The organism is Enterobacter sichuanensis, assembly GCF_002939185.1.
In the GTDB taxonomy this organism is placed as follows: Bacteria; Pseudomonadota; Gammaproteobacteria; order Enterobacterales; family Enterobacteriaceae; genus Enterobacter; species Enterobacter sichuanensis.
Genome location: NZ_POVL01000004.1, coordinates 18,386 through 29,586, shown reverse-complemented (window position 1 = coordinate 29,586; position 11,201 = coordinate 18,386). Strand labels below are relative to the sequence as shown.

General features: G+C 55.6%; 10 protein-coding genes. All 10 read left to right on the top strand.

The genetic code is table 11. The annotated features are described in order from the left end of the window. Nucleotides 1-2 precede the first annotated feature (2 nt). The 10 genes from murD (at nt 3) to secM (ending at nt 11,184) form a co-directional block, all read left to right on the top strand. The gene (gene murD, locus C5687_RS03120; RefSeq protein WP_047957751.1) at nt 3-1,319 is read left to right on the top strand and encodes a UDP-N-acetylmuramoyl-L-alanine--D-glutamate ligase; all 1,317 of its coding nucleotides are present in this window, start codon (nt 3-5) and stop codon (nt 1,317-1,319) included. Then, nucleotides 1,319-2,563 (top strand): cell division protein FtsW, encoded by a 1,245-nt coding sequence (ftsW, locus tag C5687_RS03115; protein ID WP_025756752.1) that lies wholly within the window; start codon nt 1,319-1,321, stop codon nt 2,561-2,563. Before murD ends, ftsW begins: the two co-directional genes overlap by 1 nt. Then, nucleotides 2,560-3,624 carry an undecaprenyldiphospho-muramoylpentapeptide beta-N-acetylglucosaminyltransferase gene (gene murG / locus C5687_RS03110; protein WP_059385853.1) on the top strand — a complete coding sequence of 355 codons (1,065 nt, stop codon included), beginning with the start codon at nt 2,560-2,562 and terminating at the stop codon, nt 3,622-3,624. The genes ftsW and murG overlap by 4 nt, the downstream gene beginning before the upstream one ends. A gap of 56 nt (nt 3,625-3,680) precedes the next feature. Next, nucleotides 3,681-5,156 (top strand): UDP-N-acetylmuramate--L-alanine ligase, encoded by a 1,476-nt coding sequence (murC, locus tag C5687_RS03105; protein WP_025756754.1) that lies wholly within the window; start codon nt 3,681-3,683, stop codon nt 5,154-5,156. Continuing rightward, complete coding sequence (locus C5687_RS03100) at nt 5,149-6,069, top strand: D-alanine--D-alanine ligase (protein WP_047957753.1); 921 nt, start codon at nt 5,149-5,151, stop codon at nt 6,067-6,069. The genes murC and C5687_RS03100 overlap by 8 nt, the downstream gene beginning before the upstream one ends. A gap of 1 nt (nt 6,070) precedes the next feature. After that, entirely contained in the window at nt 6,071-6,913 is an 843-nt protein-coding gene (gene ftsQ, locus C5687_RS03095) for a cell division protein FtsQ (protein WP_025756756.1), read from the top strand. Further along, nucleotides 6,910-8,166 carry a cell division protein FtsA gene (gene ftsA / locus C5687_RS03090; RefSeq protein WP_025756757.1) on the top strand — a complete coding sequence of 419 codons (1,257 nt, stop codon included), beginning with the start codon at nt 6,910-6,912 and terminating at the stop codon, nt 8,164-8,166. Before ftsQ ends, ftsA begins: the two co-directional genes overlap by 4 nt. Before the next feature lie 63 nt (nt 8,167-8,229). Next, the gene (ftsZ, locus tag C5687_RS03085) at nt 8,230-9,381 is read left to right on the top strand and encodes a cell division protein FtsZ (RefSeq protein ID WP_008501978.1); all 1,152 of its coding nucleotides are present in this window, start codon (nt 8,230-8,232) and stop codon (nt 9,379-9,381) included. 101 nt (nt 9,382-9,482) lie between these two features. Beyond that, entirely contained in the window at nt 9,483-10,400 is a 918-nt protein-coding gene (gene lpxC / locus C5687_RS03080) for a UDP-3-O-acyl-N-acetylglucosamine deacetylase (RefSeq protein WP_025756758.1), read from the top strand. Nucleotides 10,401-10,680: 280 nt separating this feature from the next. Further along, on the top strand, nt 10,681-11,184 hold the full coding sequence (gene secM / locus C5687_RS03075) for a secA translation cis-regulator SecM (RefSeq protein ID WP_162299935.1): 504 nt from the start codon (nt 10,681-10,683) through the stop codon (nt 11,182-11,184). Nucleotides 11,185-11,201: the final 17 nt, after the last annotated feature.

Below are 11,201 nucleotides of genomic sequence, written 5' to 3'. Positions count from 1 at the left end.
TCATGGCAGATTACCAGGGCAAAAAGGTCGTTATCATCGGGTTAGGCCTCACGGGCCTGTCCTGCGTGGACTTTTTCCTCGCGCGTGGCGTGACGCCGCGCGTGATGGATACGCGTGTCTCTCCGCCGGGTCTGGAAAAACTGCCGGAACAGGTTGAACGCCACCTTGGTGGTCTGAATGATGACTGGCTGCTGGCAGCCGATCTGATTGTCGCAAGCCCGGGTATGGCGCTGGCACATCCTTCACTGAGCGCTGCCGCGGATGCAGGCGTTGAGATTATCGGCGATATCGAGCTGTTCTGCCGCGAAGCGCAGGCACCGGTTATCGCGATTACTGGTTCTAACGGGAAAAGCACCGTCACCACCCTGGTGGGTGAGATGGCGAAAGCGGCGGGCATGAACGTCGGAGTCGGCGGTAATATCGGCCTGCCGGCGCTGATGCTGCTGGACAAAGGCTGTGAGCTGTATGTCCTCGAGCTTTCAAGCTTCCAGCTGGAAACCACCTCCAGCCTGCATGCTGCCGCTGCGACGATCCTCAACGTGACTGAAGATCATATGGACAGGTATCCATTTGGTCTGCAGCAGTACCGTGCCGCCAAGCTGCGCGTTTATGAGAATGCAAAGGTCTGCGTCGTTAACGCAGATGATGCGCTGACCATGCCGGTGCGCGGCGCGGACGAGCGCTGCATCAGTTTTGGCATCACCATGGGTGATTACCACCTGAACCGTCAGCTGGGCGAAACCTGGCTGCGTGTGAAAGGTGAGAAAGTGCTGAACGTGAAAGAGATGAAACTTTCTGGTCAGCATAACTATACCAATGCGCTGGCAGCGCTGGCGCTGGCGGACGCAGTCGGGCTGCCACGCTCCTCCAGCCTGAAAGCATTGACGACGTTTTCCGGTCTGGCGCACCGTTTCCAGCTCGCGCTGGAGCATAACGGCGTGCGCTGGATTAACGACTCCAAAGCCACCAACGTGGGAAGCACCGAGGCCGCGCTGAACGGCCTGCACGTTGAAGGTACTCTGCATTTACTGCTGGGCGGCGACGGCAAATCTGCTGATTTCTCCTCCCTGAAGCCGTATCTCTCAGGTGATAACATCCGCCTGTACTGTTTCGGCCGTGACGGCAGCGAGCTGGCTGAGCTGCGCCCTGAGATTGCCGAGCAGACCGAAACCATGGAACAGGCGATGCGGCTGATTGCCCCTCGCGTGAAGCCAGGCGATATGGTGCTGCTCTCTCCGGCGTGTGCCAGCCTCGATCAATTCAAGAATTTCGAACAGCGTGGTGATGTCTTTACCCGCCTGGCGAAGGAGTTAGGCTGATGCGTTTATCTCTCCCTCGCCTGAAAATGCCGCGCCTGCCAGGATTTGGGATCCTGGTATGGCTGTTTGCGGCACTCAAAGGCTGGGTGATGGGCTCTCGTCAAAAAGATAACGACAGCCTGATCATGTACGATCGCACGCTGTTCTGGCTCACGCTGGGACTGGCGGCGGTCGGCTTTATCATGGTGACGTCCGCTTCCATGCCCGTCGGGCAGCGTCTGGCGAACGATCCCTTCCTGTTTGCCAAGCGTGATGGCCTGTACATCATCCTGGCGTTCTGTCTGGCGCTGGTCACCCTGCGTCTGCCGATGGAGTTCTGGCAGCGGCACAGTACGGCGATGCTGATCGCCTCGATTATTATGCTGCTGATTGTTCTGGTCGTCGGGAGCTCCGTTAACGGGGCATCCCGCTGGATTGCTTTTGGCCCGCTGCGTATTCAGCCTGCGGAATTTACCAAGCTTTCCCTGTTCTGCTACCTGGCGAACTACCTGGTGCGTAAAGTGGATGAAGTGCGTAACAACCTGCGCGGCTTCTTAAAACCGATGGGCGTGATTCTGGTGCTGGCGGTGTTACTGCTGGCGCAGCCTGACCTTGGTACGGTGGTCGTACTGTTTGTAACGACGCTGGCCATGCTGTTCCTGGCGGGCGCAAAACTGTGGCAGTTCATCGCTATCATCGGGATGGGGATATCAGCGGTTGTGCTGCTGATCCTCGCTGAGCCTTACCGTATTCGCCGTGTGACCTCGTTCTGGAACCCGTGGGAAGACCCGTTCGGCAGTGGTTACCAGCTGACGCAGTCGCTGATGGCCTTTGGCCGCGGTGAAGTCTGGGGACAGGGTCTGGGCAACTCGGTTCAAAAACTGGAGTATTTGCCGGAAGCACACACTGACTTCATCTTCTCCATTATTGCGGAAGAACTGGGTTATATCGGTGTGGTATTAGCGTTATTAATGGTATTCTTCGTCGCTTTCCGTGCCATGTCCATCGGCCGGAAAGCGCTGGAGATCGATCACCGCTTCTCAGGTTTCTTAGCCTGCTCAATTGGTATCTGGTTTAGTTTCCAGGCATTGGTTAACGTCGGGGCCGCAGCGGGCATGCTGCCGACCAAAGGTCTGACGTTGCCGTTGATCAGTTATGGTGGTTCCAGTCTGTTGATTATGTCGACGGCCATCATGCTGTTGTTGCGCATAGATTATGAAACGCGTCTGGAAAAAGCCCAGGCGTTTACACGAGGTTCACGATGAATCAACCGAAGCGGTTAATGGTGATGGCAGGCGGTACCGGCGGACACGTGTTCCCGGGGCTGGCGGTTGCGCACCATTTAATGGATCAGGGCTGGCAGGTACGCTGGCTGGGAACCGCAGACCGCATGGAAGCCGATCTGGTACCGAAGCACGGTATCGAGATCGACTTTATCCGTATTTCTGGCCTTCGAGGCAAAGGCCTCAAGGCAATGCTGCTGGCGCCGGTGCGTATTTTTAACGCCTGGCGTCAGGCGCGCACCATCATGAAGCGCTTTAAGCCTGATGTGGTGCTGGGCATGGGCGGCTATGTCTCGGGGCCTGGTGGGCTGGCCGCGTGGTCGTTAGGGATTCCCGTCGTGCTGCATGAGCAGAACGGTATTGCCGGCCTGACCAACAAGTGGCTGGCGAAAATCGCCACCAAAGTGATGCAGGCGTTTCCCGGTGCGTTTCCGAAAGCAGACGTGGTGGGTAACCCGGTGCGTGTCGACGTGCTGGCGCTGCCGCTGCCGGATGCTCGCCTGGCGGGTCGTGAAGGGCCGGTTCGGGTGCTGGTTGTCGGCGGTTCGCAGGGGGCGCGCATTTTAAACCAGACGATGCCGCTGGTTGCCGCAAAGCTGGGCGATGCCGTTACCATCTGGCACCAGAGTGGAAAAGGCGCTCAGCAGACCGTTGAGCAGGCTTACGCCGAGGCCGGGCAGCCGCAGCATAACGTCACCGAGTTTATCGATGACATGGCCGCCGCTTATGCCTGGGCCGATGTCGTCGTTTGTCGCTCAGGTGCGCTGACGGTGAGCGAGATTGCCGCCGCCGGGCTGCCGGCCCTGTTTGTGCCGTTCCAGCACAAAGACAGACAGCAGTACTGGAACGCATTGCCGCTCGAGAAGGCCGGCGCGGCGAAAATTTTTGAGCAGCCACAGTTTACCGCCGACGCGGTCGCCACCACCCTGGCGGGCTGGAACAGAGACGTATTGCTGGAGATGGCAGAACGCGCGCGCGCGACCGCTATTCCTGATGCGACTGAACGGGTGGCAAAAGAAGTGAGCCTGGCATCCCAGGCTTAACCCTCGCAGCGCGTGAAGCGCGGCACGAATTTTAAGTAGTCGATGGCGTTTAGAGAATGAATACACAACAACTGGCAAAACTGCGTTCAATCGTGCCCGAGATGCGTCGCGTCCGGCACATTCACTTTGTTGGCATCGGTGGTGCTGGCATGGGCGGTATTGCCGAAGTGTTAGCTAACGAAGGCTATCAGATCAGCGGGTCTGACCTGGCGCCAAACCCTGTTACGCAGCAGCTGGCGTCACTTGGGGCGACTATCTATTTCAACCATCGCCCGGAAAACGTGCGCGATGCGAGCGTGGTGGTGGTATCGAGCGCCATCTCCTCTGACAACCCGGAGATCGTTGCCGCGCATGAAGCGCGCATTCCGGTGATCCGCCGCGCAGAAATGCTGGCGGAACTGATGCGTTTCCGTCACGGCATTGCGATTGCCGGGACCCACGGTAAAACCACGACCACGGCGATGGTTTCCAGTATTTATGCGGAAGCGGGTCTTGACCCGACGTTCGTCAACGGCGGTCTGGTAAAAGCCGCGGGCGTGCATGCACGTCTGGGACACAGTCGTTATCTGATTGCGGAAGCGGATGAAAGCGATGCGTCTTTCCTGCACCTGCAGCCGATGGTGGCGATTGTCACGAACATCGAAGCTGACCATATGGATACCTACCAGGGTGACTTCGAGAACTTAAAGCAGACCTTTATCAACTTCCTGCATAACCTGCCGTTCTATGGACGTGCGGTAATGTGCGTAGACGATCCGGTCATTCGCGAGCTTCTGCCGCGCGTGGGTCGTCAAATCACCACTTACGGCTTCAGTGAAGACGCTGACGTCCGCGTGGAAGAGTACAAACAGATTGGCGCGCAGGGGCACTTCACTCTGGCGCGTCAGGACAAAGAGCTGCTCCACGTGACGCTGAATGCGCCGGGGCGTCATAACGCTCTTAACGCCGCTGCGGCAGTGGCCGTGGCTACGGAAGAAGGCATTGATGACGACGCGATCCTGCGTGCGCTGGAAAGCTTCCAGGGGACCGGGCGTCGTTTCGACTTCCTCGGTGAATTCCCGCTGGATGCCGTAAACGGTAAAACCGGCACTGCGATGCTGGTGGACGACTACGGTCACCATCCGACTGAAGTCGACGCCACCATTAAAGCCGCACGTGCAGGCTGGCCTGACAAAAATCTGGTGATGATCTTCCAGCCGCACCGTTTCACGCGTACGCGCGATCTGTACGACGATTTCGCCAGCGTCCTGTCACAGGTGGATACGCTGCTGATGCTGGACGTATATTCCGCAGGCGAAACACCGATTCCGGGCGCGGACAGCCGTTCCCTGTGTCGCACGATTCGCGGACGCGGTAAAGTTGATCCTATTCTGGTTTCTGACCCGGCACAGGTGGCGGAAATTCTGGCACCGGTCCTCACCGGTAACGATTTGATTCTGATTCAGGGCGCGGGAAATATCGGTAAAATCGCCCGTACCTTAGCGGAAATCAAACTGAAGCCGCAAAACCAGGAGGATGAGCATCATGGCTGATAAGATTGCTGTCCTGTCTGGTGGTACCTCCGCAGAGCGTGAGGTTTCCCTGAATTCCGGCGCTGCGGTGCTGGCGGGCCTGCGTGAGGGCGGCGTTAATGCCCACCTGGTTGATCCAAGAGAGGTCGACGTAACGCAATTAAAAGCGCTGGGTTTCGATAAAGTCTTTATCGCGTTACATGGCCGGGGCGGTGAAGACGGTACCCTGCAGGGATTGCTGGAATTAATCGGCATGCCGTACACCGGTAGTGGCGTGATGGCATCCGCCATCTCTATGGATAAACTGCGCAGTAAGTTACTGTGGCAGGGCGCGGGATTACCGGTTGCGCCGTGGGTGGCACTGACGCGTCGCGAATTTGAATTGGGCCTTCCGGATAGCGTTAATACACGCATTGCGGAACTGGGCTTACCGGTTATTGTAAAGCCGAGCCGGGAAGGGTCGAGCGTGGGGATGTCTAAAGTCGACAAAGCTGACGATTTAGCCTCCGCTTTAGCGCTGGCATTTCAACATGATGAAGAAGTTCTGATTGAAAAATGGCTTAGCGGGCCGGAATTTACCGTCGCAATGCTTGGTGAAGAAATTTTACCGTCAATCCGTATCCAACCGGCCGGAACCTTCTATGATTATGAGGCAAAGTATCTCTCTGATGAGACGCAATATTTCTGCCCTTGTGGTCTGGATGCTGAGCGTGAAGCAGAATTACAGTCCCTGGTGCTTAAAGCCTGGCATATTCTGGGTTGTCGCGGCTGGGGACGCATCGACGTGATGCAGGACCGTGATGGACAATTTTATCTGCTGGAAGCGAATACGTCCCCGGGAATGACCAGCCACAGCCTTGTGCCGATGGCCGCTCGTCAGGCGGGGATGAGCTTCTCGCAGTTAGTCGTACGCATTCTGGACCAGGCGGGCTGATATGTCTCAGGCTGCATTGAACACGCGCAACCGCGATGACGAAGAAGAATACGCCTCTTCACGCCGGAGTAATGGAACGCGTCTTGCAGGCATTATTTTCCTGCTCGGGGTGCTGTGCACCGTGTTTATCAGCGGCTGGATGGTACTGGGCTGGATGGAAGATGCGCAGCGGTTGCCACTTTCTAAGCTGGTGGTCACCGGTGAGCGCCACTACACGCGTAACGATGATATTCGCCAGTCAATTCTGGCGCTGGGGTCGCCCGGCACCTTTATGACTCAGGACGTTAATATTATCCAGAGCCAGATTGAACGTCTGCCATGGATAAAACAGGCGAGTGTAAGAAAGCAATGGCCTGATGAATTGAAGATTCATCTGGTTGAATATGTGCCCATTGCGCGTTGGAATGATCAGCACATGGTTGACGTAGACGGAAACTCCTTCAGCGTCCCGGCCGATCGTGTCAACAAGCAAAATTTACCGATGTTGTATGGCCCTGAAGGTAGCGAAAACGAAGTGTTACAGGGTTTTCGTGAAATGGGTCAGGTGCTGGCGAAGGACAGGTTTACGTTAAAAGATGCTGCGATGACGGCGCGCCGCTCCTGGCAGTTGACGTTAACGAACGGCATTAAGCTCAACCTGGGTCGCGGGGACACAATGAAGCGTCTGGCGCGTTTTGTAGAACTTTACCCGGTTTTACAGCAGCAGGCACAGACTGACGGCAAACGGATAAGCTACGTTGATTTGCGCTATGACTCAGGCGCAGCAGTCGGTTGGGTACCGGCTCCGGTCGAGGAACCTAATCAGCAACAGAATCAGGCACAGGTACAGGCAGAACAACAATGATCAAGGCGACGGACAGAAAACTGGTAGTTGGACTGGAGATTGGCACCGCGAAGGTTGCCGCTTTAGTAGGGGAAGTTCTGCCCGACGGTATGGTCAATATCATTGGCGTAGGCAGTTGCCCGTCCCGTGGTATGGATAAAGGTGGGGTAAACGATCTTGAATCGGTGGTGAAATGCGTCCAGCGCGCCATCGATCAGGCTGAATTGATGGCCGATTGCCAGATTTCTTCTGTCTATCTGGCCCTTTCTGGCAAGCACATTAGCTGCCAGAACGAAATCGGTATGGTGCCGATTTCCGAAGAAGAAGTGACGCAGGAAGACGTTGAAAATGTTGTGCATACGGCGAAGTCCGTGCGCGTGCGCGATGAGCATCGCGTGCTGCATGTGATCCCGCAGGAATACGCGATTGACTACCAGGAAGGCATTAAAAACCCGGTCGGTCTCTCCGGCGTACGTATGCAGGCAAAAGTGCACCTGATCACATGTCACAACGATATGGCGAAGAACATTGTAAAAGCCGTTGAACGTTGTGGCCTGAAAGTTGACCAACTTATTTTCGCCGGTCTTGCAGCAAGTTATTCCGTGCTGACCGAAGATGAACGTGAACTGGGCGTCTGTGTGGTCGATATTGGTGGTGGTACAATGGACATGGCCGTGTATACCGGCGGTGCGCTGCGCCACACCAAAGTGATCCCTTATGCGGGGAACGTGGTGACCAGCGATATCGCTTACGCTTTCGGTACGCCACCGAGCGATGCAGAAGCGATCAAAGTGCGTCATGGCTGTGCGCTGGGGTCTATCGTTGGCAAAGATGAGAGCGTTGAAGTGCCAAGCGTCGGTGGTCGTCCACCGCGTAGCCTGCAGCGCCAGACGTTGGCAGAGGTCATTGAGCCGCGCTATACCGAGCTGCTCAATCTGGTCAACGAAGAGATTTTACAGTTACAGGAACAGCTTCGTCAGCAGGGCGTGAAACATCATCTTGCGGCGGGGATTGTATTAACCGGCGGTGCAGCGCAAATTGAAGGTCTTGCGGCCTGTGCGCAGCGCGTGTTCCATACGCAAGTACGTATTGGCGCGCCGCTGAATATCACCGGTTTAACGGATTATGCTCAGGAGCCGTATTATTCAACGGCTGTTGGCCTGCTCCACTACGGGAAGGAAACGCATCTCAGTGGTGAAGCAGAAGTGGAAAAACGCGTCTCAGTGGGGTCGTGGGTCAAACGACTGAACAACTGGCTGCGAAAAGAGTTTTAATTTTTTTAAGAGACCGGAGAGAATTAGCGGTCTCGGGCGACAGGCACAACGGAGAGAGAAATTATGTTTGAACCTATGGAACTGACCAACGACGCGGTGATTAAAGTCATCGGCGTCGGTGGCGGCGGCGGTAACGCCGTAGAGCATATGGTGCGTGAACGCATTGAAGGTGTTGAATTCTTTGCAGTTAACACCGATGCACAGGCACTGCGTAAGACGGCTGTAGGCCAGACTATCCAGATCGGCGGTGGTATCACCAAAGGGCTGGGAGCCGGGGCTAACCCGGAAGTGGGTCGCAACGCGGCTGAAGAAGATCGTGAAGCACTGCGCGCTGCACTGGAAGGTGCGGACATGGTCTTCATCGCAGCAGGTATGGGTGGCGGTACCGGTACCGGCGCAGCACCTGTTGTGGCTGAAGTGGCGAAAGATTTAGGGATCCTGACCGTTGCTGTCGTGACCAAGCCTTTCAATTTTGAAGGCAAGAAGCGTATGGCCTTCGCGGAGCAGGGTATCACCGAGTTGTCCAAGCATGTGGACTCACTGATCACCATCCCGAACGACAAACTGTTGAAAGTTCTGGGTCGCGGTATCTCTCTGCTGGACGCGTTCGGTGCAGCAAACGACGTGCTGAAAGGCGCGGTGCAGGGCATCGCTGAACTGATTACCCGTCCTGGCCTGATGAACGTTGACTTTGCTGACGTTCGCACCGTGATGTCCGAAATGGGCTACGCGATGATGGGCTCTGGCGTGGCGAGCGGTGAAGACCGTGCAGAAGAAGCGGCTGAAATGGCTATCTCTTCTCCACTGCTGGAAGATATCGATCTGTCTGGCGCGCGCGGTGTGCTGGTCAACATTACCGCTGGCTTTGACCTGCGTCTGGATGAGTTCGAAACCGTGGGTAATACCATCCGTGCGTTCGCCTCTGACAATGCGACGGTGGTAATCGGTACGTCTCTTGACCCTGAAATGAACGACGAACTGCGCGTAACTGTTGTGGCGACCGGTATCGGCATGGACAAGCGTCCTGAGATCACCCTGGTGACCAACAAACAGACTCAGCAACCGGTAATGGATCGTTACCAGCAGCACGGGATGTCTCCTCTGACTCAGGAGCAGAAACCGGCCGCGAAAGTGGTGAACGACCCAACGCCGCAAACGGCGAAAGAGCCAGATTATCTGGATATCCCGGCGTTCCTGCGTAAGCAAGCTGACTAAGAATTGGCTGGAATTTGGGGATTTGCGCTCTTTGTGCTAAACTGGCCCACCGTTAGTGATATACACTCTCGGTTGGATAGTTAATTTGGCGAGATTATACGATGATCAAACAAAGGACACTTAAACGTATCGTTCAGGCGACGGGTGTCGGTTTACATACCGGCAAGAAAGTCACACTGACGTTACGCCCTGCGCCGGCCAATACCGGGGTCATCTATCGTCGCACTGACTTGAATCCACCGGTAGATTTTCCGGCCGATGCCAAATCTGTGCGTGATACTATGCTCTGTACTTGTCTGGTGAACGAGCATGACGTGCGGATTTCTACCGTAGAGCACCTGAACGCCGCCCTGGCGGGGCTGGGTATCGACAACATTATTGTTGAAGTCGATGCACCAGAAATCCCGATTATGGATGGCAGTGCTGCTCCGTTCGTTTATCTGTTGCTGGATGCCGGCATCGAAGAACTGAACTGCGCGAAGAAATTTGTTCGCATCAAAGAGACCGTTCGCGTCGAAGATGGCGACAAATGGGCTGAATTCAAACCGTACAATGGTTTCTCGTTGGACTTTACCATCGACTTTAACCATCCGGCGATTGATGCAAGCACCCAACGCTATGCGATGAACTTCTCTGCCGATGCGTTTATGCGTCAGATCAGCCGAGCCCGTACATTTGGCTTCATGCGTGATATCGAATATCTGCAGTCCCGCGGCCTGTGCCTGGGCGGCAGCTTCGATTGTGCCATCGTTGTTGACGATTATCGCGTACTGAACGAAGACGGCCTGCGTTTTGAAGATGAATTCGTTCGTCACAAAATGCTGGACGCTATCGGCGACCTGTTCATGTGTGGTCACAACATTATTGGTGCATTTACCGCGTTCAAATCCGGTCATGCACTGAACAACAAATTGTTGCAGGCCGTCCTGGCTAAACAGGAAGCCTGGGAATATGTGACCTTTGAAGACGAAGCGGAACTGCCGCTGGCTTTCAAAGCACCAAACATGGTTCTGGCGTAACGGTTCATCCCGTTTCGTAAAAAAATCGACTGGTTAACCTGGTACTCTCTCCGACCAGGAAGACCAGTCGTTTTTATTTTTACCCTTCGTTGATTGCCCCCTGCGTTATCCCTTATTTACTCTGCGCAGAAAATGTGTGCGTTAGCTGCATTCTTGACCGTTTTTCCCCGCGGCGGCACCTCATTCCTGCTGATGTATATTGGCTTTAGTGGTAATATCTGGGCGCTTAAAAAAATAACTGAATTCAGCCTGTACCGGGCTGGCTTATGTGGTGGAGCAAGTGAGCGGAATACTGACGCGCTGGCGACAATTTGGCAGACGTTACTTCTGGCCGCATCTCTTATTAGGGATGGTCGCGGCGAGTCTCGGCTTGCCTGCGCTCAGCAACAGTGCCGAAGCGGCGACGCCGGCGAAGACCTCCACAACCAAACACGATCTCAACACGCGGGTTAACTTTACTAACCTTGCGTGGCTTGAAGCCAATCGCCGCCCGAATTTCTCCGTTGATTACTGGCACCAGCACGCAATCCGTACGGTAATTCGTCATCTGTCATTTGCAATGGCACCGCAGGCGATGCCTGTTGCTGAAGAGACGCTGCCGGTCCAGGCGCAGCATCTTGCCCTGCTGGACACGCTTAACGCGCTGCTCACGCAGGACAGTCAGCCGCCGGTCATGGTTCGCCAGTCAGCGCAACGTGCGCTCGTTTCTCCCGTCTTATTCTCTGTCACAACATGGATTAGCCAGGCTCACGGCATTCGCGCCGGGCCTCAGCGCCTCAGCTAAATTAACTTTTTCAATAC

Coding starts and splice junctions, on each gene's coding strand:
- ftsA (WP_025756757.1), top strand. CDS start 6,910: ATGATCAAGGCGACGGACAGAAAACTGGTAGTTGGACTGGAGATTGGC.
- C5687_RS03100 (WP_047957753.1), top strand. CDS start 5,149: ATGGCTGATAAGATTGCTGTCCTGTCTGGTGGTACCTCCGCAGAGCGT.
- murD (WP_047957751.1), top strand. CDS start 3: ATGGCAGATTACCAGGGCAAAAAGGTCGTTATCATCGGGTTAGGCCTC.
- murC (WP_025756754.1), top strand. CDS start 3,681: ATGAATACACAACAACTGGCAAAACTGCGTTCAATCGTGCCCGAGATG.
- ftsW (WP_025756752.1), top strand. CDS start 1,319: ATGCGTTTATCTCTCCCTCGCCTGAAAATGCCGCGCCTGCCAGGATTT.
- lpxC (WP_025756758.1), top strand. CDS start 9,483: ATGATCAAACAAAGGACACTTAAACGTATCGTTCAGGCGACGGGTGTC.
- murG (WP_059385853.1), top strand. CDS start 2,560: ATGAATCAACCGAAGCGGTTAATGGTGATGGCAGGCGGTACCGGCGGA.
- ftsZ (WP_008501978.1), top strand. CDS start 8,230: ATGTTTGAACCTATGGAACTGACCAACGACGCGGTGATTAAAGTCATC.
- ftsQ (WP_025756756.1), top strand. CDS start 6,071: ATGTCTCAGGCTGCATTGAACACGCGCAACCGCGATGACGAAGAAGAA.